This is a genomic window from Pseudomonas sp. DG56-2 (genome assembly GCF_004803755.1).
In the GTDB taxonomy this organism is placed as follows: domain Bacteria; phylum Pseudomonadota; class Gammaproteobacteria; order Pseudomonadales; family Pseudomonadaceae; genus Aquipseudomonas; species Aquipseudomonas auratipiscis.
This window is the reverse complement of sequence record NZ_CP032311.1, coordinates 3,950,800-3,972,961: the sequence shown is the minus strand read 5'-3', so window position 1 is coordinate 3,972,961 and position 22,162 is coordinate 3,950,800. Positions and strand designations below refer to the sequence as shown.

20 protein-coding genes are annotated in these 22,162 nt (G+C 56.9%); 11 read left to right on the top strand and 9 right to left on the bottom strand.

All coding sequences use genetic code 11. From position 1 onward, the window contains the following. Positions 1-35 precede the first annotated feature (35 nt). From D3Z90_RS18200 to D3Z90_RS18180, 5 genes are read left to right on the top strand one after another with little or no spacing between them, the layout of a single operon-like run. On the top strand, positions 36-1,688 hold the full coding sequence (locus tag D3Z90_RS18200; protein WP_136477335.1) for an AMP-binding protein: 1,653 nt from the start codon (positions 36-38) through the stop codon (positions 1,686-1,688). An 11-nt stretch (positions 1,689-1,699) separates the two neighbouring features. Then, complete coding sequence (locus D3Z90_RS18195) at positions 1,700-2,467, top strand: SDR family NAD(P)-dependent oxidoreductase (RefSeq protein ID WP_136477334.1); 768 nt, start codon at positions 1,700-1,702, stop codon at positions 2,465-2,467. 17 nt (positions 2,468-2,484) lie between these two features. Further along, entirely contained in the window at positions 2,485-3,678 is a 1,194-nt protein-coding gene (locus D3Z90_RS18190; RefSeq protein ID WP_136477333.1) for an acetyl-CoA C-acyltransferase, read from the top strand. 8 nt (positions 3,679-3,686) lie between these two features. Then, positions 3,687-4,814, top strand: a complete 1,128-nt coding sequence (locus D3Z90_RS18185; RefSeq protein ID WP_136477332.1) for an acyl-CoA dehydrogenase — start codon at positions 3,687-3,689, stop codon at positions 4,812-4,814. Positions 4,815-4,828: 14 nt separating this feature from the next. Then, on the top strand, positions 4,829-5,602 hold the full coding sequence (locus D3Z90_RS18180; protein ID WP_136477331.1) for an enoyl-CoA hydratase: 774 nt from the start codon (positions 4,829-4,831) through the stop codon (positions 5,600-5,602). A 35-nt stretch (positions 5,603-5,637) separates the two neighbouring features. On the opposite strand, the gene D3Z90_RS18175 is transcribed toward D3Z90_RS18180, so the two are convergent. Next, on the bottom strand, positions 5,638-10,179 hold the full coding sequence (locus D3Z90_RS18175) for a dermonecrotic toxin domain-containing protein (RefSeq protein WP_136477330.1): 4,542 nt from the start codon (positions 10,177-10,179) through the stop codon (positions 5,638-5,640). Positions 10,180-10,587: 408 nt separating this feature from the next. Between D3Z90_RS18175 and D3Z90_RS18170 the strand changes: the two genes are divergently transcribed. From D3Z90_RS18170 to D3Z90_RS18150, 4 genes are all read left to right on the top strand, one after another. Next, positions 10,588-10,992: a TraR/DksA C4-type zinc finger protein gene (locus D3Z90_RS18170; protein ID WP_136477329.1), complete on the top strand. Its 405-nt coding sequence runs from the start codon at positions 10,588-10,590 to the stop codon at positions 10,990-10,992. Positions 10,993-11,192: 200 nt separating this feature from the next. After that, positions 11,193-11,408, top strand: a complete 216-nt coding sequence (locus tag D3Z90_RS18165; protein WP_136477328.1) for a hypothetical protein — start codon at positions 11,193-11,195, stop codon at positions 11,406-11,408. Between the two features lie 535 nt (positions 11,409-11,943). After that, a complete protein-coding gene (locus D3Z90_RS18155) occupies positions 11,944-12,414 on the top strand; it encodes a hypothetical protein (protein ID WP_136477326.1) in 471 nt (156 codons plus the stop codon). Next, positions 12,411-12,620 carry a hypothetical protein gene (locus D3Z90_RS18150; protein WP_136477325.1) on the top strand — a complete coding sequence of 70 codons (210 nt, stop codon included), beginning with the start codon at positions 12,411-12,413 and terminating at the stop codon, positions 12,618-12,620. Before D3Z90_RS18155 ends, D3Z90_RS18150 begins: the two co-directional genes overlap by 4 nt. A gap of 3 nt (positions 12,621-12,623) precedes the next feature. Here the strand turns inward: D3Z90_RS18150 and D3Z90_RS18145 are convergent, their stop codons facing one another. The 7 genes from D3Z90_RS18145 to D3Z90_RS18115 form a co-directional block, all read right to left on the bottom strand. Then, positions 12,624-12,989: a Na+/H+ antiporter subunit G gene (locus D3Z90_RS18145; RefSeq protein ID WP_136477324.1), complete on the bottom strand. Its 366-nt coding sequence runs from the start codon at positions 12,987-12,989 to the stop codon at positions 12,624-12,626. Then, on the bottom strand, positions 12,986-13,264 hold the full coding sequence (locus D3Z90_RS18140; protein ID WP_136477323.1) for a K+/H+ antiporter subunit F: 279 nt from the start codon (positions 13,262-13,264) through the stop codon (positions 12,986-12,988). The genes D3Z90_RS18145 and D3Z90_RS18140 overlap by 4 nt, the downstream gene beginning before the upstream one ends. Beyond that, positions 13,261-13,749 (bottom strand): Na+/H+ antiporter subunit E, encoded by a 489-nt coding sequence (locus tag D3Z90_RS18135; RefSeq protein ID WP_136477322.1) that lies wholly within the window; start codon positions 13,747-13,749, stop codon positions 13,261-13,263. Before D3Z90_RS18135 ends, D3Z90_RS18140 begins: the two co-directional genes overlap by 4 nt. Next, positions 13,746-15,428, bottom strand: coding sequence for a monovalent cation/H+ antiporter subunit D (locus D3Z90_RS18130; RefSeq protein ID WP_136477321.1), 1,683 nt, complete (start codon positions 15,426-15,428; stop codon positions 13,746-13,748). The genes D3Z90_RS18135 and D3Z90_RS18130 overlap by 4 nt, the downstream gene beginning before the upstream one ends. Continuing rightward, positions 15,425-15,769: a Na+/H+ antiporter subunit C gene (locus D3Z90_RS18125; protein ID WP_028945263.1), complete on the bottom strand. Its 345-nt coding sequence runs from the start codon at positions 15,767-15,769 to the stop codon at positions 15,425-15,427. Before D3Z90_RS18125 ends, D3Z90_RS18130 begins: the two co-directional genes overlap by 4 nt. Then, a complete protein-coding gene (locus D3Z90_RS18120) occupies positions 15,769-18,684 on the bottom strand; it encodes a monovalent cation/H+ antiporter subunit A (RefSeq protein WP_136477320.1) in 2,916 nt (971 codons plus the stop codon). Before D3Z90_RS18120 ends, D3Z90_RS18125 begins: the two co-directional genes overlap by 1 nt. Positions 18,685-18,830: 146 nt before the next feature. Beyond that, positions 18,831-19,778: a DMT family transporter gene (locus D3Z90_RS18115; protein ID WP_136477319.1), complete on the bottom strand. Its 948-nt coding sequence runs from the start codon at positions 19,776-19,778 to the stop codon at positions 18,831-18,833. An 83-nt stretch (positions 19,779-19,861) separates the two neighbouring features. On the opposite strand from D3Z90_RS18115, the gene D3Z90_RS18110 reads away from it, so the two are divergent. Then, positions 19,862-20,425 carry a helix-turn-helix domain-containing protein gene (locus D3Z90_RS18110; RefSeq protein ID WP_136477318.1) on the top strand — a complete coding sequence of 188 codons (564 nt, stop codon included), beginning with the start codon at positions 19,862-19,864 and terminating at the stop codon, positions 20,423-20,425. 56 nt (positions 20,426-20,481) lie between these two features. Here the strand turns inward: D3Z90_RS18110 and D3Z90_RS18105 are convergent, their stop codons facing one another. Continuing rightward, entirely contained in the window at positions 20,482-21,039 is a 558-nt protein-coding gene (locus D3Z90_RS18105) for a cysteine hydrolase family protein (RefSeq protein ID WP_136477317.1), read from the bottom strand. A gap of 101 nt (positions 21,040-21,140) precedes the next feature. Between D3Z90_RS18105 and D3Z90_RS18100 the strand changes: the two genes are divergently transcribed. Then, a complete protein-coding gene (locus tag D3Z90_RS18100; protein WP_136477316.1) occupies positions 21,141-22,121 on the top strand; it encodes a GlxA family transcriptional regulator in 981 nt (326 codons plus the stop codon). Positions 22,122-22,162 lie beyond the last annotated feature (41 nt).

Below are 22,162 nucleotides of genomic sequence, written 5' to 3'. Positions count from 1 at the left end.
GTGCTACTCCAACAATAAGAACCAGGAGTCTGACGATGCGTGTTTACTCCGAAGCCGCCCGCGGCTTTGACTATTCCACGGTGGCCGACGCCGCCCTGCAGGGCGATCTCAATGGCCTTAATGCATGCGTCGAGTGCTGTGATCGCCATACCGGCAGTGACAAGATTGCCCTGAATTGGGAAGGGCGTGACGGCGAACAGGCTCAGATCAGTTTCGATCAGTTGCAACAACAGGCGATTCGATTTGCCAATGTCCTGCGTGCCCAGGGTGTGGGTGAGGGTGATCGGGTTGCCGGACTTCTGCCCAGAATTCCCGAGCTGCTGGTGGCCGTCTTGGCTACCTGGCGACTGGGCGCTGTCTATCAGCCCCTGTTCACGGCTTTTGGTCCAAAAGCCATTGAGCACCGGGTACATCAGTCCGACGCGCGGGTGGTGATAACCGACCACACCAATCGCAGCAAGCTCAATGATGTTGTCGATTGCCCCGCGATCATCTGTGTCAAGGCCCTGGATGGCTCTGGCGATGTAGACTTCCATCAATCGTTGAATGCCGCCAGTACGGTGCTTGAGCCGGTGCTGCTCAGTGGCGATGCGCCATTCCTGATGATGTTTACATCGGGCACTACAGGCCCGGCCAAGCCGCTGCTGGTGCCATTACGGGCTATCGTTGCGTTCCAAGGCTACATGCGTGATGCCCTCGATCTGCGCGACGACGACAGCTTCTGGAATCTGGCCGATCCAGGCTGGGCCTATGGCTTGTATTACGCTGTTACCGGCCCGTTGGCGCTGGGTCATGCCACCACTTTTTTCGATGGACCGTTCAGCGTCGAAAGCACCTGCCGGATGATCGACAAATACGCTATCAGCAATCTGGCAGGCTCGCCCACCGCCTTTCGCTTGCTGATTGCCGCTGGTGCACAGTTTTCCGCGCCGATCAAAGGCCGTCTTCGGGTGGTGAGCAGTGCGGGTGAGCCCCTCAATCCGGAAGTGATCCGCTGGTTTGCCGACGAGTTGGATGTGACCATTCACGACCATTACGGACAGACAGAGCTGGGCATGGTGCTGTGCAACCACCATGGACTGGAGCACCCGGTGCATCTGGGGTCGGCGGGGTTTGCCATTCCGGGTCACCGTATTGTCGTGCTCGACGAACACAATCAGGAATTACCGGCCGGTCAGCCGGGGATACTGGCGGTGGACCGTGAACAATCGCCGCTGTGCTGGTTTGGCGGTTATCACGGTGTACCAACCCGGTCCATTGTCGGCAAGTATTACCTCAGTGGTGACACGGTTGAGTTGAACACTGATGGCAGTATCAGCTTCGTAGGCCGCAGCGATGATGTAATCACTACGTCGGGTTATCGGGTAGGGCCTTTCGATGTCGAGAGTGCGCTGATTGAGCATCCGGCGGTCATCGAGGCTGCCGTGGTCGGTAAGCCCGACCCTGAGCGCACCGAGCTGATCAAGGCATTTGTCGTATTGGCTGCTGGCCAGGTGGCCAGTGAGGAACTGGCCGAAGCTCTGCGTCAGCACGTGCGTCAGCGCCTTTATGCCCATGCCTATCCACGGGAAATCGAATTTGTCAGCGAGCTGCCCAAGACACCGAGCGGCAAGCTGCAGCGTTTCATCCTGCGCAATCAGGAAATTGCCAAACAACAAGCCGCGTTGGTTTCCAACCCCAGCGCCTGAGGAATCTGATCATGCAGATAGCCAACAAGAACTTTATCGTCAGCGGCGCGGCATCGGGCCTGGGCGCAGCTACCGCGCAAATGCTTATCGAAGCCGGGGCACAGGTCATGCTGGTGGATCTCAACGCCGACGCCGTGCAAGCCAAGGCCCAAGCGTTGGGCGCCAAGGCACGGTTTGCCGTCGCCGATATCAGTCAGGAGGCCGCCGCCAACGCTGCAGTTGAGGCTGCTGTCACAGCGTTTGGCAGCCTGCACGGATTGGTCAATTGTGCAGGTATCGTCGGTGCCGAAAAAATCCTCGGCAAAAGTGGGCCGCATGGCCTGGAGAGTTTCAGCCGCGTCATCAACGTCAACTTGATCGGTAGCTTCAACCTGCTGCGTCTAGCCGCCGCCGCCATGGCAGAAAGCGAGGCGAACGAGGAGGGCGAGCGTGGGGTGATCATCAACACCGCATCGATTGCCGCTTACGACGGCCAGATTGGCCAGGCTGCCTACGCCGCTTCCAAAGGCGCGATTGCCAGCCTGACCTTACCGGCAGCCCGTGAACTTGCGCGCTTTGGTATCCGTGTGATGACCATTGCTCCAGGTATTTTTGAAACCCCGATGATGGCGGGCATGACTCAGGAAGTTCGCGATTCGTTGGCCGCCGGCGTGCCATTCCCACCACGTCTTGGGCGGGCGCAGGAATATGCTGCGCTGGCGCGGCACATAATCGAAAACAGCATGCTCAATGGTGAGGTCATCCGTCTCGACGGTGCCTTGCGCATGGCCGCTAAGTAATTGCAGGAGTATCCATCATGACCCTCGCCAATGATCCAATCGTAATTGTCAGCGCGGTGCGCACACCCATGGGTGGCTTGCAAGGTGACTTGAAGAGCCTGACGGCACCGCAGCTGGGGGCTGCTGCGATTCGTGCAGCGGTAGAACGCGCCGGAGTTGACGCTGACAGCGTTGAGCAAGTGTTGTTCGGTTGTGTCTTGCCAGCAGGCTTGGGGCAGGCACCTGCGCGTCAAGCGGCGCTTGGCGCCGGGCTGAACAAGTCGACCACGTGCACCACCTTGAACAAGATGTGTGGCTCGGGTATGCAGGCTGCGATCATTGCTCATGACTTGCTTCTTGCCGGCAGCGCCGATGTCGTCGTGGCAGGGGGTATGGAAAGCATGTCCAACGCACCTTACCTGTTGGAAAAGGCGCGCAGTGGCTATCGCATGGGGCATGGCAAGATCATCGACCACATGTTCTTCGACGGTCTGGAAGATGCCTACGACAAGGGCCGTCTGATGGGTACGTTCGCTGAGGATTGCGCCCAGGACAACGGCTTTACACGACAGCAACAAGATGACTTTGCCATCGCTTCGCTGACGCGCGCGCAGTTGGCAATCAAGGACGGTAGTTTTGCCAGCGAGATCGTCCCGGTGCAGGTGACAGAAGGCAAAGTCCAACGCTTGATCAGTGATGATGAGCAGCCACCAAAGGCACGGCTGGACAAAATTCCTCAGCTCAAGCCAGCCTTCCGTGAAGGCGGTACGGTGACTGCGGCCAACTCCAGTTCGATTTCCGACGGCGCCGCGGCACTGGTGTTGATGCGCCGCTCCCAGGCACAAAAGCAGGGTCTGAAACCGCTGGCGGTGATCCACGGTCATGCGGCCTTTGCCGATACTCCGGCGCTGTTTCCAACCGCACCTATTGGCGCCATCGACAAGCTGATCAAGCGTACCGGGTGGAACCTGGGCGAAGTCGATCTGTTTGAAATCAACGAGGCTTTCGCCGTTGTCACGCTGGCCGCGATGAAACATCTGGACCTGCCGTCCGACAAGGTCAACGTGCACGGCGGCGCCTGCGCGTTGGGCCATCCAATCGGGGCTTCGGGCGCACGTATCCTCGTGACCTTGCTCGCTGCCCTGCGCCAGAAAGGCTTGCGTCGTGGTATCGCGGCCATCTGTATCGGCGGCGGTGAAGCCACAGCCATGGCCGTCGAGTGTCTGTACTGAGGTGCACCATGTTAGTAAATGACGAACAACAGCAAATCAGCGACGCCGTCCGCCAGTTCGCCCAAGAGCGTTTGCGGCCATTTGCCGAGCAGTGGGATCGGGAACATCGTTTTCCCAGTGAAGCAATCGAAGAGATGGCCCAACTGGGCCTGTTTGGCATGTTGGTGCCGGAACAGTGGGGTGGCAGCGATACTGGCTATGTTGCCTACGCCATGGCCCTTGAGGAAATTGCCGCGGGTGATGGCGCTTGCTCCACCATCATGAGCGTGCACAACTCGGTGGGTTGCGTGCCGATCCTCAAGTTCGGCAATGAACAGCAGAAACAACAGTTCCTGGTGCCTTTGGCCAGTGGCGCGATGCTTGGTGCATTTGCACTGACCGAGCCACAGGCCGGCTCCGATGCTAGCAGTCTGAAAACCCGTGCTCGCCGAGACGGGGATCACTATGTGCTCAATGGCTGCAAGCAATTCATCACTTCTGGGCAGAACGCCGGCATTGTGATCGTGTTTGCGGTGACCGATCCCGAGGCAGGCAAGCGCGGCATAAGCGCCTTTATCGTACCGACCGACTTACCGGGTTATGAAGTCGCCCGGGTAGAAGATAAGCTCGGCCAGCATGCTTCGGATACCTGCCAGATCGTTTTCGACAACGTTCGTGTGCCGCTGGCCAATCGCCTGGGCGAGGAGGGCGAAGGTTACAAGATCGCGTTGGCCAACCTTGAAGGCGGGCGTATCGGTATCGCCTCGCAATCTGTAGGCATGGCCCGTGCTGCATTCGAGGTGGCGCGTGACTATGCTCGCGAGCGCGAGAGTTTCGGAAAATCCTTGATCGAGCACCAGGCCGTGGCGTTTCGCCTGGCAGACATGGCGACCAATATCGCCGTTGCCCGGCAAATGGTGCAGCACGCGGCTGCTCTGCGAGATGCGGGGCGTCCGGCGCTGGTCGAAGCATCGATGGCCAAGCTATTTGCCTCGGAAATGGCAGAAAAGGTCTGCTCGCAAGCCTTGCAGACCCTCGGCGGTTATGGCTATCTGAGTGACTTTCCGCTGGAGCGGATCTACCGCGATGTGCGGGTCTGTCAGATCTACGAAGGCACCAGCGATATTCAGCGCATGGTTATTGCGCGTAATCTTTGAAGGGAGCAGCTTGCATGTCATTTGAAACCATACTGTTGGACATCCACGGCAAGGTTGGCCTGATTACCCTCAATCGCCCGCAGGCGCTCAACGCCCTGAACGCGCAGATCGTCGGTGAGATCAACAAGGCGTTGGACCAGCTCGAAGCTGACCCGAATATTGGTTGCGTGGTGCTGACGGGGTCAGCCAAGGCCTTTGCTGCCGGCGCGGACATCAAGGAGATGGCCGACCTGCGTTATCCGCAGATTTATGTTGATGACCTCTTCAGCGATGCCGATCGTATCGCCAACCGGCGTAAACCGATCATTGCTGCGGTCTCGGGCTTCGCCTTGGGTGGCGGTTGCGAGCTGGCGATGATGTGCGACTTCATTCTGGCTGCCGACAATGCCAAGTTTGGCCAGCCAGAAATCAATCTCGGCGTGTTGCCGGGCATGGGCGGTACCCAGCGTTTGACCCGTGCCGTTGGCAAGGCCAAGGCAATGGAGTTGTGCTTGAGTGGTCGTCTGATGGGTGCCGAAGAAGCCGAGCGCGCAGGCCTTGTAGCTCGAGTGGTCGCTCAGGACGAGCTGCTTGAGGAGGCGTTGAAGGTGGCAGCGTCGATCGCCAGCAAGTCGATTCCGATTAGCATGATGGTCAAGGAAAGTGTCAATCGGGCTTTCGAGGTTACCTTGAGTGAAGGGGTACGTTTCGAACGCCGGGTTTTCCATGCCGCCTTTGCCACCGAAGATCAGAAGGAAGGGATGGCTGCATTCGTCGCCAAGCGCGAGGCGCAGTTCAAGGATTGCTAGTAAACGGCGCTGCTTGGCAGCGCCGTGGTACCTGGTTAGACAGCGAAGAAGTATCTCTTCGCTGCTATGGTGCTAATGGGGGCTCGATGAACTTCGGTGGTTTGACCTGTCAGTGGGTCAACCGCCGTTCGTCCACGCAGGTAGCGCTGGGCGACGGTTTTCAAGTGCCCTGCGACAAAATCCAGCTTAGGCGTGGCGTGGCCTAAATAATGAAAGTGCGCAAACCAGATGGGACGACCGTTGTGGCGTATTTCGTACTCGTCGAAGTAGTCGTCCAGCCGACCCTTCACTTTGGGTAACAGTTTTCGAGCTCCGGTAAGCTTGATCTCTACCTCATTGTGCTCGATCAAATACTGCAATTCTCCCATCCGCGGCGCCTGCCTCAATGCGGCATTGATTCGCAACGTGCGCGCTTGCTCTTTAAGGATGCGCGCCTGATTGTCCAAGGTCGCCATTGCCTCTTGGGCCTTCCCATCGCTTGTGCCAGGGGCATCGCTCAGACGGCGGCGCAGGGTATCACGCAGCGCTTCGACTCGCTGGCGCTGTTGCGCAAGCATGTCTTCTATGTCAGCGGGGAGGTAATCCATGGCTGCACGGGATTCGAAAAATTTCAGGTCTTTATTGCTGTCCTGGATCAGCGACGTACTTTTCTTGATCAATTGCGACAGGCTTTGTTGGCTCGGAGCGGATGGGGTGAGGGGCGCCGGAGTTTCGGTGAGTTCCTCCCAGCTGTTTTGCCCTTTACGGTACGTCGCGATGGGTTGTACATCATCCGCATCAAAGATATCGACGAGCTCATCGTTTCCAGGTCGAAGCTTGCCAAGGAGCAATCCTTGGTCGTGGGTTTCAATCAGACCGGGCGTCTGGCGTTGCAGTTGCTCGATCGTCAACGTTGGTGGGTAGTCGGTGAGGGCAGACTTTATATTTCGAGTTGCAAACGCCAGATCCTTGCGGATCGCTTCGATAATCTTCTGTTGATTGGCATCACCAGGTTCTGCCGCGAAGTTATCCAGGCGTCGAAGAGCACCGGCAAGGATGCTGTCCATGTCGCTCAGCAACCGAGCCTTCAAATCTTCACTGGCGTTTGTCAATTGGTACAACCGCATGCGCTGGGACTTGAGAAGGTGCAAGTTGTTCCACAGGCGCCTGAGCAACATGTCTGAGCGCGGGTCCAGATTGGGTTTGAGTATTAGCTTTTGATAGTTGTTTTCAAGACGTAATAGGTGAGCAAAGAACACGACCTTTTCCGGGCTTTGAGTCAGGAGGCTGTCTGCCTTTTGATTCAGTAGCCGAATTTCGGGTTTGTAGCGGGTGTCCAGTTGTTGCAGTTGCTCGCGGCTCAAAGGTAGCTTTTCGCTCACGACAACCAGTTCGTCCAATTGCGGAGTGATGTCGTCAAGGATCTGTGTAGCGTGTTGCCAGCTTTCACCTGGAACAAGCTCGGTGCCTGCAGCGGTTGCAGCACGGAGTTCATCAGAGATCAGTTGGTAATACTCCGCTATTTTCTCCTTGCGCAATGTGATTCTCGCAATCAAGGCTTCCTTCAGCGCTGACTGAACGAATAATTTTTGAAATAGGGCGAAACACAGGGTGGATTTGTAATCTACTAGTGGCGCCACCTCGTTGCAGGCCTTGATCGTGTTTATGCGCTCATCCCAGAAGGCTTCCAACGTATACAGTTTCTCGGTAGCTCCCTTGAGTATCGTCAGCTCTTTGAACTTTTCGACCACGGAGAACAGCTTCTCAAGCTCTTGCAAGTGCTTTGGAACATGCGCGAGTTGCGCCTCATAGGTGGCGCGCAATGCTTCTTGGCGTTTCTCTGTCTCGGCTTTGCGTTGAGCGATGCGGCTGTTACGCGGCATGCCGCCACGCAGGCGCAAGCCGAGATCAAGCTGCCAGTTCCCTTGGGTATCTCTCTGCAACCAGGGGCCGAGTGTGCCGGAGTTATCTTCTGCGATTATGCGAGGCTGGCCACTTTGCAAGTCGAGTTGCACCCTATAAATATGATCACCCAGGCGGGCCCAAACCTGATTGTTGTAGTCGTAGAGTCCACGGTGAGCACCACTGCTCATTGGCATTCCCATGGTTGCCGGTGATTGCCTGGCTTGTAGCTGCTGCAGTACCAGGCGCTGAGCCTCGCTGAGTTGTTGGTTGGGGTGAGACCAGCTGTAGTCCAGGTCGAGGAAGTTCGCAGGGCTTGGCTGCACGGTGGGCGGGGTTGGGATTTCGTCCGATTGAGGCTTTTGCGAGCGCAGGCTGAGAGGTTGCTGCGCATGGCTCAATAGCAGCACTGCAAGACTGAATAGAAGATTTGACAAGGCGACGTGACGGCTTGGCTGGTCACTTTTTTCAGTCGATTTCACATAGGCGATCAAGGCTATATTTATTTGTACTAGCCAGGTTGCGCGCGCCAGCGTGGGGCCGGCCAACGGCAGAATGGAGTTGAACAACAGCCAGCCAAGCTCTTTCCAGCGCGCCCAATGAGACTCGCTGGTGGTACTGGAACGTGCCTTGAAATGGGTAATGCTTTCCTCGACGCAGGCGAGATAAAGCTCAGGGATAAAATCTGTCAACGGTGTTTGTACCGCCAGCCGTACCGGTGCTGGTGCGCCGAATGGGACAGAAAAGGAATCCTCCACCGAGAAGGGCAGGTGCGGCTCTTGGAAACCACCATGGTCATAGATGCTTTGACGCTCGGCAGGCAGGCGTTGGAGGATATCTTCTTGGAGTTTCCCAGGGGTGCTGATAGCCGCAAGCAGTGCCAGGCGATCAATGAATTCCTGAAGCGGTTTGGCGTGCAAGGGGCGGTACAGCACGCAGGGACCGGAGGTGGCGCCGGCAGGCTCCAGCAGCCAGGTATTGTAAGGTTGGTCGGGCGCTGCGCCAGGTTCGCTGACAAAGCCCAATGGTCGCAACTCCCAATGGATGCCCGAGTTCCTGATGCTGTGCTGAAAAATTTGGCAAATACCGTCGACGGCCGCGATGCTCAAGTGGTTGCCATTGAGATGCAGCTCCATCGCCAGGGCCGGAATTTGCGTGGCCAATTGAGCCGCCAGTAATCCCTGGCGTTGCGTACGTTGGTACTGATCTTCTAACAATTTGTCGCGCAACATTTGGGGGTAGAGGGTGCCGATATCGAGCTCACTCACCACCGTGCGTAAATAGTCGATCGTCATCCATTCGGGCAAAGGATTTCCGGAGTGTGTCTTGAGCTCGATTTGCCCAGGCTTGAGCAGGTTCAGATTGCCTATCGCCAATTGTGCCAGGGAGAAATGGACAGGGCTGATGCTGCCCTCGGTTACCAAGCTGTCCTGACCGGGGATAGCGACAGCGTCGACCTGATAATTGACGACTTCGATGTCCCAGGGTTGCAGAGTGCTGTCCGGATGTTCAGCAAGCAGGTACGCATTGAGCTTCTTGTTGGCAAAGTGCTCGGCGTCATCTACGCCATCGAGCCAGAACTCACCATTGGCTTCGATATAACTTTGAGCTACGCCCGCAATCATCGAGCCATACCGCGTGAGTAACGCGCTGTCGGCATTTTGCAGCCATTGTGGTAACTGCTTTATCAGCTGTTGGCGGTGCAGTTGCTCGCTGCTGTTGCACAGTTCAATCATTGATGTCAGGCGGTCTACATCAAGGCTTAATTGCGCGGCATCGAACTGCGAGCGGCAGGTGTTGGCAAGTGAGTCGATAACCCGCAGTTGTTGGTCTATCAAGCCGCAAGCCTGCTTTTCGAACACGTGTTCCGATTCCGGCTCCAGATGATACTGCGGCTTCCATTCAGAGAGCTGCGGCCACAGTTCGGTGATTTTCTCGAGCACGGCATAGCGTGAAGAGAACGGGATAACCTGTCCGGTGAGGGTATAGAGCAGGCACGAGGTGTGTTCACTGGCATCGGCATTGGGTTCAATCAACGCGGCGCTCGCCAGATCAGCGTCAAGCTTGCAACCTCTGGAAAGGTCGAGGGTCAGTAACGAGACTTTCGGCTGGGCAAGGTCAGCATGTCGCTCGTGAGCGTCAGGCGAGGTATGCAGTCTGACCAGGCTAGCCATATGGGTTGTGTCGGGGGTGAGTGCGCGCACCTTGGCATTGGCATCTATAGCGTCTTGAAATTGATTCGCAAGGTACTGTGCATACCATTGCCAAGGGGTCTGCTGCGAGTCGTCTGCCCTGTTCCAGTAGTTGACCAGATGTTGCTTGTAAATCTCTATCAGGAGCGGTCCGCAATCATTGATCAGCAGCTCGAGCCGATGCAGATCTATTTCCAGGCCCCATTCGTTTTGAGGGTCCTCGATGACCAGATCCTGTTTGTCATCGAGGTTAAGGGTTGTACGTTTGCAGTAGCGCTCCAGCAGAACTGCGCGCAGGGGACGTACGAATTGCTTTCGGGAAAATGAAGCCTTGCTGGAAACGTAGAGTTTGAGTGGATCGTGATGACTGATGTTGCGACACTGCCATTGCTCGACCAGTATTTGCCCGGCAACGTCTAGCAGCGCCGGACGGTCGCTGAACGTGCGAGTCAATTGACATGCGAACATGCTCGACTTTGTCAGATCCTGGGATATAGAAGTCATCTTGGCGGGTGCTCTGTAGGGGGAGAGCGACAATCAAACGCCTTGAGTACACTCGGTGTGCGGTAGCTAATTAACACCATTCAGCCGTTGTCCGCCGCCCTTTACGGGGGATGAATGAGCGTGACGTGCAGGCCAATTGTTTCTGTATGTTTAGTCGTTACGCGGGGTGGCGATGCAAAGCGTGCGACTTTTAGAGGCGCTAGAGGCGATCAATGCAGCCGATTGGCGGAATCCAAGCCGATTCGGTCGTCTGCGATGTCATTTTTGTTGCCCAGTACGACGTGGCGCCTTAGACTGCCGCCCCTCGAAATAGAGTGCCGAAGGGTGCTTGAAGACTTCCGCTGTCGGCGAACTGTCGGCGATGGCAATCCAATCGCTTAAATGCACGTTATTTTCATAGAGAATTCGATGACCAAGGATAAGTTGCTGGCCATGCCGGCCGATGACTACATGAACGCCGAGCAACATGCGTTCTTCACCGAGTTGCTGCAGTCGATGAAAATCGAGACCCAAGAGCGCATCGAGCAGAGCCGCATTGCTATCGAGAGCCTGGATACCCCAGCTGATCCGGCAGATGCAGCCTCTGTCGAGGAAGAGCGTACTTGGTTGGTCAACGCGATTGACCGCGACCAGCGCCTTCTGCCACAGCTGGAAATGGCCCTGGAGCGAATCCGGGATGACAGCTTTGGTTGGTGCGACGACAGCGGTGAGCCGATCGGCCTCAAGCGCTTGTTGATCAGCCCGACTACCAAGTACTGCATCGAAGCTCAAGAGCGTCACGAGCAGATCGACAAGCATCAGCGACAAGCCTGATCGGCTCAGCGTACAAGGCCTCGCAGAGTAATCTTCGGGGCCTTGATGTTTTTGCCAGCCTCACCTTGGTTGCGCATTGGCCGGGGAAGCTTTGTTGCTACTGATGTAATACAGCTATACCGGCAATAGCTTTTTCCGCCGACGTTGCGGGAGTATGATGGACATATCGTTAGGTTGCTAACTAAATTCCGGAGGGAATGATGAATAGCCGAGTCGATGTCGCCGTCATGATAGGCAGTGGTGTACCTGCGTCCTTGCAAGTGCTTGGCAGGCGTGCGTGTTGGGTGGTGTTGGTAAACGGAGAACGCCGAGGCACGGCATTCGCTACGCGTGCTGAGGCGGTAGAGTGCCAGGTGGCATGGTTGGATCGATTGCAGGGTAATCAGCGGCCTGGGAAAGCTCGCCAGGCCGTTTGAAATGATTTCAGCGTTCAAGTGTGCGAGCCAGTTCGCATGCATCTACATGACGGCAGCGGAAGCCTTTTACCTGACCAGTCGCATGCTCGGTGATATGAAAGAAATTGACTCCGGCAGGTACCACGATGTGGCGCGTGCCAGATTGGGTTGAACTCAGGCAGTTATCGAAATAAGAATTGCAGACTGCCTCTCGACGAATTTCAGTGTTTTCGTGCATATTCCTTCCTTGTAATATGTAGATAAGATTCTGAGAGCCATTCTGTCGAAGGGCTTGGACCTATCTATCGCATTTTCCTGGCAGTTTTGATGTCAGAAAGTACATTTCCGATGACGGAAATTTGCTGAATGTCTGTCGTGAGGCCTTGGCTGGCGCACAGGGATGAACCTTCCTGCAAGTTGCAATGCTCGCCCGCACAGACGCTTCGCGCATTTGCCCAGTAGTCTTTCAGACTTCGACATTGAAGTGTCGCCACCTCTTTTTGATGACTTGATTGTCTTGTGGTGACGACGTGTAACCGTTTTGAGGAATTCTTCATTGGCAGTCAGTAATTTGGATATGCACGCCCTGTTTGTATTGGGCGATCTTCGGGCCAAGCTGGTCAAACAGTTCCAATCGCGATTTGTCTACGTCACCGAACAGAACGCGGAAGGCCTGTACATGGCCGAAATCGACACAGAGTCCGCGCTTGTTGTTGATGACAAGCCAAGGCTGGAACTCAAGGTCGGTGATCATTTTCGTGCTGCGGTGCTGCCCAGTCGTGAAGGTGGCAAAATGGAAGTTCGATTTCGAGACATCAAGCTTACTGTCTATGGGCTAGGCGACTATGCATTTGTCTCTGTACCTGACGGCGAGGGCATCGTCCTGCGGGAAGGCCAGGGGGTGGTGATGATTTTTGCCGCTCATCAGCAGATACAGGAAGGCCTGGGGAAAATTCTCAAGGCGGCCACTGGCAAAGTTGCCAAATGGCGAAAGGGCGAGTTGGCTACCTTCAAGGCCAGCGAGTGAAAGGCGCGGCTGATTCATCGCAGGGGCGTGCAGACTTTCACGCGCGTTACCAAGCCCAGGCGCGTGAGCAAGCCGAACAGTGGCTTGCGCAACGTAGCCGATTGCAGGGTGCCTGGTTCGATTGGGTAGCTGGCCAACTGTATCAACTTAGTCCTGCCGAGTACGCAGCAATGGTTCGCCGCGAGCTGCAAGCACTTAGCAGCTGAACCTTAGTTTCCTCGTTCCCCCCGGCTGCTGACTTCCTCAGGCACGTTGTCATTGGACATGCGCTTGCGAAACAGGGCTGCACGAGCCAGCAGGAGTGTGGTCACTGGCACAGTAATCGCCATCAGAATTGGAATCAGCCAGGCATGCAGTACTGGTCCTTGTTTTAGCGCTGAGAAATACAGGATCGAAGCCAGTGCAACGCACCAGGTGCCCATTGTAGAGGCCAGGGCGGGTGGGTGCATGCGCTGAAAAAACTCCTTCAAGCGCACCAGGCCCAATGCGCCACTCAAGGCGAACAGGCTGCTCAGCAACAATAGCGCTGCAACGCACAACTCGACCCAGAAGGGCAGTTGGTTCAAATTGATCATTCGATCACCTCGCCACGCAGCAGGAATTTGGCCAAGGCAAATGAGCCGACAAAGCCGAACAAGGCAATCAATAGTGCACCTTCGAAGTAGGTGTCGCTGGCATAACGAATACCCAGCACCAGCATCATCAGCATTGCCAGAATGTAGAGGTAGTCGAGCGCCAGAACCCGGTCCTGTGCGGACGGTCCGCGGAACAATCTGAACAGCGTCAGGGCCATGGCCAGAGAGAAGATGAACAGGCTGGCCAGAATGGCGTCGGCAAGCAGGCCGGTCATTCGAAAATCTCCATTAGCGGGCGCTCATAGGCTTGTTTGAAGTGCTCGATGAAGTGCGCTTCATCGTCCAGATCGAACACATGCAGTAGCAGGATACTGCGGTCCAGCGCCAGCTCCGACCAGATGGTTCCTGGAATGACAGTGGTAATCATCGACAATGCCGCCAGACCGTGAGCGTCGCGCAGGTCCAGTGGAATATGGACAAAGCGTGAGCGAGGCGGACGGCGTCTGGCGGTCCATACTCCGCGAGCCACCTCAAGATTGGATACAAGTACATCGATGCCCACCCGTGCGATCAGGCGCAAAATTGTCCAAGGGTGACTGATGCGTGCCGATAGCGGCCGCAGTGGCGCCATCAGCAGTGGCGCAAGTACACCCAGCAAGATTGCAAGCAACAGGTTTCCCGGGCTCAGCGAAAGGTTGAGTACCAGCCACAACAAACAAAGCGACAAGGACAGCAACGGAGCAGGAAACAGACGTCTCATGGTTGCACCTGCGCACTGGCGGTCTGAGTGGTAGGGCCGGGAATCGGTCGGGTTCCAAGCACTGCACTGATATATTGCTCGGGGTCCTGAAGGCTTGCAGCGGTGTCCTGGGTGTATCGCAGCAGAGGTTCTGCACGCACGCTCAGGAAGATACACAGTCCGAGCAGGGCCACAATGGGGATGCATTCGAACCGGCGCAACGCCGGTGATGGGCGTTCTTGCGGCGTCCAGAATCGCTGGATGCCGACCCTGGCCAGCGCAATCAGCGATGCCAGGCCGGAGAGAATAAGAAGCGCTACCAGTGTCCAGCCTTGAATCGAGAGTGGTTCTTCGCTGCTGACACCCAAGCCTTGGGGGTTAAACAGCGCGGTAATCAGACTGATCTTACCGATGAAGCCAGACAGGGGGGGCATTCCGATTATCAGCAACGCGCATGCGATGAAGCTCAAGCCCAGGAAGGCCATGGTCCAGGGAATTACCTGGCCGATAACAGCTTTCTGCTCATCATCAAGGTTGATGCCTTTGGGCGGATGCAGTGATTCGAGTGGTGAGGGAAGGCAGTCGTCATCGTCCAGAGATAGTTCATTGGCGGAACGTGAGCGTTCTATCAGCTCGGCGAGCAGGAACAGTGCGCACAGGGCCAGCGTTGAGCTGACCAGATAAAACAACGCGCCCGCCGTCAGTGTCGCTTGGCCAAAGCCGATGGCCGCCATCAGGGTGCCTGCCGAAGCCAGAATGCTCAGGCTTGCCATTCGCTCCAGGCGTTGGGCTGCAAGAATGGACAGCGCCGCGCAACCCAGTGTTGCCAGGCCGCCATATACCAGCCATTCGCCTCCGAAGAACGCTGATGCTCCGGCTTGGCCGGAAAACAGCAAGGTCCACAGGCGCAGCACGGTGTAGAAGCCGACCTTGGTCATGATTGCAAACAGTGCGGCCACCGGAGCGCTGGCTGCAGAGTAAGCCGGTACCAACCAGAAGTTCAGTGGCCAGATCCCGGCTTTGGCCAGGAATGCGATGGCCAGAATCGCGGCGCCGGCATGCAAAAGGCCGCGATCGGCTTCTGGTACCAGGGGGATTTTCAACGCCAGGTCAGCCATGTTCAGTGTGCCGGTGACGCCGTAGAGCATTGCGGCGCCAATCAGGAACAGGGATGAAGCGAACAGGTTGATGGCGATGTAATGCAAACCTGCTTTGACCCGTGCGCGGCCGGAGCCATGCAGCAGCAAACCATAGGAAGCCGCCAGCAACACTTCGAAGAATACAAAAAGGTTGAATAGATCAGCCGTCAGAAAAGCTCCATAGAGCCCCATCAACTGGATCTGGAACAGGGCGTGAAAGCTCGCGCCAGCACCGTCCCACCGGGCCATGGCGAAGAGCAGCGCGCTGACGCCAACGATTCCGGTCAATACCAGCATCAACGCAGACAGCCGGTCGACCACCAGTGCAATACCGAACGGTGCAGGCCAGTTTCCAGGCAGGTAGACGCCTATCGAACTGGCTTGACCTTGTGCCTGGACCCACACCAGCAAGGTGACCGAAATTGCCAGTCCCAATAGGCTGGAAAAAAGATTCAGGCGAGCTTTTAACGGCCTGCGTTTTTCACCGAGCAGCAGCATTAAAGCCGCCGTGAGCAATGGCAGCAGGATCGGGGCGATTATCAGTTGGTTCATCAAGCTCATTCGTTGGACTCTCGGCCATCCACGTGGTCGGTGCCGGTCAGCCCGCGGGATGCCAGCAACACCACCAGAAACAGTGCTGTCATGGCAAAGCTGATGACGATTGCCGTGAGCACCAGGGCCTGGGGCAAGGGATCGGTGTAGTTGAGCAGGTCCTGGGGGACGCCATCCTTGATGATCGGTTCCTTGCCGATAAACAGGCTACCCATACTGAAAATGAACAGATTGACCCCATAGGACAGCAAGCACAGGCCCATTACCACCTGGAACGTTCGGGGGCGCAGGATCAGCCACACCCCGGAGGCCGCGAGTACGCCAATGGCAATAGCAATGACTTCTTCCATCAGGCGGCTCCGGTCTGGTTGGCTTTGGGTTGGCTGGCGGGGCGGTGTCCACGCACTGACTGGTGAGCCAGGGCTGTGAGGATCAACAGGGTCGAGCCGACGACAACAGTGAAGATGCCGACATCGAAGAACAACGCGCTAGCCACATGAATATCGCCGAGTACCGGCAGATGCAGATGGGCCGTATGAGTGGTCAGGAACGGGTAGCCAAGCAACATCGCGCCGCCGCCGGTCACTGTGGCGCAAAGCAAGCCGGTCCCCATCCAGCGCAAAGGGCGTAGACTCATTTGTGCTTCAACCCACTGGGTGCCGGCGACCATGTACTGGAGGATAAACGCCACCGACATCACCAAGCCTGCGACAAAGCCGCCACCGGGTTGGTTGTGGCCGCGCATGAACAAGTACATCGACACCACCAGGGCGATCGGCAATAGCAGGCGCACCAGCACCGCAGGAACCATCATGAAGCCCAATGCGGTGTCGGCTGCTTGGCGCGGGTTGACCAGGTCAGTTACCACGTCAGGTGCCAGTAGCCGTTGCTGGGCAGGCAGTTGCATGCTTTCGCGCGGTGGGCGGAAGCGGCGCAGCAGGGCAAACACTGCCAGAGCCACAGCGACCAGTACCGTTACTTCGCCCAGGGTATCGAAGCCGCGGAAGTCGACGAGCATGACATTGACTACGTTACTACCGCCGCCTTCGGGCAGGGCTCTGCTCAAATAGAACGTGGAAATGTCATTAGGTGTGGGTCGGGTCAACATTGCGTATGACAGCAGCGCCATGCCACCGCCAACTAGAATTGCCAGGATAAGGTCGCGCAGGCGCCGCAGACGGGCCTGTTCCTGGCTGCCAGGCAGTGGCGAAACACCCTCGATTCGTCGTGGCAGCCAGCGCAGCCCAAGGAGGATCAGTACGGTGGTAACCACCTCGACCGCAAGCTGAGTCAGGGCCAGGTCCGGGGCTGAAAACCAGACAAAGGTTATGCAGGTCATGAGGCCGCAGACACTCACCATGGTCAGTGCTGCCAGGCGATGATACTTGGCTTGCCAGGCAGCGCCCACGGCGCAGGTAATCGCTATTAGCCATAGAGCGACAAAGACGCCTGAACCTGGGATCTTCGGACGATCACCCCAGCTCAACCCACTTTGCAACATCGGCAGCATACCCGCCAAAAACGCTGCCAAAACCAGCATGAACAGCTGTTTCTGCAGGCGTCGAGTAGTCATGATCCGTTCGAAACGGCGCGCCATGCGCATCAGAAGCACCTGGGCATGTTCGAACAAACGCTTGCCGTTGAAACGCTCGATCAGCGGTGGGTTCGGGAAACGCCCCAGCTTGAGCTGATTGCGCAGCAACAGGTAAAGCAGGATGCCGCCGCTCATGGCAATCAGGCTCATGATCAAGGGCGCGTTCCAGCCATGCCAGATAGCCAGGCTGTATTGCGGTAGCGTGCCACCGACCACAGGCAGCGCTGCAGCCGCCAGCAAGGGCCCTACCGACTGGGCTGGGAACATGCCGACGACCAGACAAGTCAGCACCAGCAATTCGACCGGGGCGCGCATCCAGCGTGGAGGTTCATGGGGGGTATGCGGCAGGTCGGTGGCTGGCGGGCCGAAAAATACATCGACCGTAAAACGCAAGGCATAGGCCACGCTGAAGGTACCGGCCAACGTGGCTATTACCGGCAGGGCAGCTTCGATCCAGGCGCTGGAATTGATGAATACGGTTTCGGCGAAGAACATCTCCTTGGACAGGAATCCGTTCATCAACGGCACCCCAGCCATCGAGGCGCTGGCGACCATGGCCAGGGTTGCCGTGAAAGGTATCAACCGGAAAAGACCGCTGAGTCGGCGAATATCACGTGTGCCGCTTTCATGGTCGATGATTCCCGCCGCCATGAACAACGAAGCTTTGAACGTGGCGTGGTTGAGAATATGGAACACCGCTGCGACCGCTGCCAGCGGACTGTTCAGGCCCAGCAACAGGGTAATCAGCCCCAGGTGGCTGATGGTCGAATAGGCCAGCAAACCCTTGAGATCGTTCTGGAACATGGCGGCAAAAGCCCCCAGCAACAAGGTGCAAGCACCGGCCCCGCCCACTATCCAGAACCATTCTTCGCTGCCAGATAGTACCGGCCATAGGCGTGCCAGGAGAAATACCCCGGCCTTGACCATGGTGGCCGAGTGTAGATAGGCCGAGACTGGCGTCGGCGCAGCCATGGCGTGGGGGAGCCAGAAGTGGAAGGGGAACTGTGCACTCTTGCTCAGTGCGCCGAGGAGAATCAGAGGAAGTAAGATGGGGTACAAGGCATGGTTGCGAACCAGCTCGCCGGCAGCGAGGACCTTGTCAAGGTCGTAGCTGCCGACCACATGGCCGAGCAGCAGTACCCCTGCCAACAGGCACAAACCACCAGCGCCAGTCACCATCAAGGCCATGTAGGCGCCACGTCGGGCATCGGCGCGGTGGTGCCAGTAACCGATCAACAGGAATGAGAACAGGCTGGTCAGCTCCCAGAAAAACACGATCTGGATGAGGTTGCCGGAGATTACCAGGCCTAGCATCGCGCCCATGAAGGCCAGGAAAAAGGCAAAGAAACGCGGTACCGGATCTTGAGGCGACATGTAGTAGCGCGCATACAGCGATACCAATGTGCCGATGCCCAGCACTAATAGGGAAAACAGCCAGGCGAAGCCGTCCATGCGCAGGACGAGATTGAGTCCCAGGCTTGGTAGCCAGAGAAACTCTTCGCGAATGATCCCACCATGGGCTACCTGCGGGTACATCAACGCGACCTGGACGGTCCCGACCAGGGCCACGAGCCCCGCAAGCAGCGACTCACTGTTACGTGCGTTGTGCGGCAAGACAGCCGCCAGGCAGCTGCCGATAAACGGCAGAAGCAGTAGCACTATCAAGGACATAGATTTCTAATCTGCAGAAGTTTGTAAGGGATCATACGTGGCGTACCGTCGATCACCAACACAGAAGCTGTCGCAGAAGCCTACAAGTACGGCGTATCAAACACTTTTTTTATAACAGTTCTTTTCAAGCGTAGACGGTTTCCCTGTCAGAGCCCGCTTTCCCGCTCGTGTCCTGACATTTGCAGTGTTTCCGGTTCTGGCTCTCGACGTTTGAGCTTGAGTTCACTGATCACTACAGCAATCACGATCAACAAACCGCCGATCAATGCGATGCCCGGCAAACGCTCACCTGCAACGCGTCCGGCGATTCCGGCCCAAACGGGTTCGCCTGCGTAAATCAACGTCGCGCGTGTCGGCGAGACAGATTTTTGCGCCCAGTTCATTGCCATTTGAATGACCGCACTCATCGCTCCCAGTCCCAATGCGCTGAGTAGCAATAGCCAGGAAAAGTCCGGCAGCGGTTCTTGAGTGGGGACCACCATCAGAAAGGACAGTGCCGAAGCAGTTGCCAGTTGCACCACGGTTACCCGACGAACATCGACCTTTGGAGCGTAACGACTGATGAGAATGATTTCGGCGGCAATGGCTACAGCGCTGACCAGGGTCGCGATTTCGCCTGCACTGAACTGCAATGAACCTCCGTCAGGGCCGGCGAGCAGCATAAGTCCGACAAAGGCTAGTGCGATTCCAAGGCTCGGCATCAGGCCTGGGCGACGGCCCAGGACCAACCATTGCAGCAAAGGCACAAACGGTACGTACAACGCGGTGATGAATGCTGACTGGCTGCTGCTGATGGTTTGCAGACCGTAGGTTTGCAAGCCGTAGCCGAGCATGATCGACACCCCAATCAGCACGCCAGCTTTCAGTTCTGTGGCCGTCAGTCCAGCTAAGGCTCGAGCTGAAATCAGTCCCACGAAGAGTGTCGCGGCAGCGAAGCGCAGACCGACAAAGAACATCGGACCGCTGACGGTCATGACGTTGTGCACCAGCAGAAAAGTCCCACCCCAAAGCATGGTGATGAAAACCAATACCAGTTCGGCTCTGCTCAGTCGGAAGGAAACGGAAGGGCGTTCTGTGCTGTTGATTGAGTTCATGGTCTTGCACACGAAGAAAGGGCGACGCACAATTGCGGCGAAGTGGGCAGTATACTGCGCAAATACAATGGGTGAGCAATATAGTGCACAAAAATTCCCCTCAACGCGCCTCGGTGCTGCAGCACGTCAGCCAGAACATTCGTCGCCTGCGTCATGCTGCCGAGCTCAGTCAAACTGCGTTGGCAGAAAAATCCGCTGTCAGTCGGCGCATGTTGGTGGCCATAGAGGCCGGAGAGAATAATGTCAGCCTGACTACCTTGGACCGTCTGGCAGAGGCACTTGGGGTAGCGTTCACCGATCTCATCCAGGCGCCTGACAACCGTGATCCCGGTCGCATCAATGAACTGGCCTGGACCGGTGCTCACCCCGGCAGCAGAGCGGTTTTGCTGGCAAGTTCTGTCGCGACCCGTGAAGTGGAGTTGTGGGAGTGGCGGTTGGAACCGGGTGAGGTGTATCACTGCGAAGCCGATGCCGATGGCTGGAGTGAGCAGTTGTATGTAGCTGAAGGCTGTCTGACCTTGCACATCGGGGATCAATACCACTTACTGCAGTCCGGGGATTTTTTCAGTTATGCCAGCAATTGTGTCCACGCCTATCGCAATGATGGCGAAGTGGCCACGCGGTTCGTGCGCAACGTAGTGATCTAGCAACTCAAGCGCGGGGCGAGCGAGACTGCGCCCGTGGAGCTTGCCCCGCGCAAGGTTCAGCGGCTGATGGTGGTCAGGTATTGCTCGGTGGAAATCACCTGGGCATAGGCGAATGCCAGTGATGCCATGTAGGCCGCATGGACCTGGGCCGCCGGCACGGACACACCATTGAATTCTAGATCGCGCGTAGCGCAGGCGTCATGGATGACCGTGGTGGCATAGCCCAGGTCGGAGGCTGCGCGGGTGAAACCATCGATACACATATGGCTCATGCTGCCAATCACCGTTACGGCCTCGATCTGATGACTGTCCAATACCGCCTGGAGCTCAGTGTTCAGGAATGAGTTCACTTTGTGTTTGAGTACGACGGGTTCATTTCCCACCGGCGCCACTTTGGGATGGATCTGGGCGCCCTGCGAACCAGGGGTGAAAAAGGGGGCGTCAGCGGACTCGAACTCATGGCGTGCATGCACCACCAGGTCACTCGCAGCCCTGGTTGCGGCAAGAATTCGAGCTGCGTTGTCGGCAGCGCGGTCGGCGCCTTCTAACGTCCATTTTCCGCCTGGGAAGTAGTCGTTTTGAATGTCGATGACGATCAGAGCGTGCTTGCTCATTTCAATAGCCTCTTTGGTAGTGGTTGTGATGTGGTAGTTATAGGCTTGAGCGGCGTACTTGCAGATTGGCGCGAACGACAAAAAGGCGGGAGAAACTGACAATGACCAAAGCGTGTGAGGTTTTGGAAATAGGTTTGCTGGTCTATCCCGGTGCCCAGGCTGCAGCTGTGCATGGTTTGACTGATTTGCTCACCATCGCCAATCGCCTGCGTCATGACCTGGGCGCGTTTGAACGGCCGATGCTGCGTATCAGTCATTGGAGCGAAGAGCAGAATCAGCAATTGGCGGTGGTGTTCGACAGCCATCCGGGTGGCCCCCACCAGCCTCGGGTCATGGTCATTCCGCCAAGCTTGACGCAAGAGCCATCGGTCGAGCTTCTTGAACGTTATCGCCAGCGTCTGCTTCAGTGGCACCGCGAAGGAGCCCTGCTGGTATCGGTGTGTGTCGGCGTGTTTTTTATTGCCGCAAGTGGGCTGCTGGATGGACGCCCTGCTACAACGCACTGGAATTTCGCCCAGTCCCTGGCTGATCGCTTTCCCTCGATCAAGGTCGAGGCCAATCTGCCGCTGCTGGATGATGGCGATATCATCACTTCGGCGGGGTTGATGGCTTGGACGGAGTTGGGGCTGAAGCTGATCGAGCGATATCAGGGGGAAACGCTGGCCGCCGAGACGGCGCGCTTTCTTGCAGTAGATCGCACAAGCGCCCGCGCTCAACCAGGCAGCGTATTCAGTCCGCGCCTGGATCATGGTGACGAAGCGGTACTCAAGGTCCAGCATTGGTTGCAAAGCAGTGGGGCGCGGGAAGTGAGTCTGAAGACGATGGCTGATTGTGCAGGGTTGGAATCACGCACTTTTCTACGCCGCTTTCGCAATGCTACAGGGCATAAGCCTACCGAGTACTGCCAGCAGGTGCGTGTGGGGCGTGCTTGTCGAATGCTCGAGTTCACCAATCGCAGTATCGATCAAATTGCCTGGGGTGTCGGATATCAGGACCCTGGCGCATTTCGTAAAGTGTTCCAGAAAGTTACTGGGCTGGGCCCCAGTGATTATCGACGCCGTGTTACGGAAAATCTCGGTTGATCGGGTATCTGTCGAGTTGAGTGAGGAAACGGCCGGCGCGA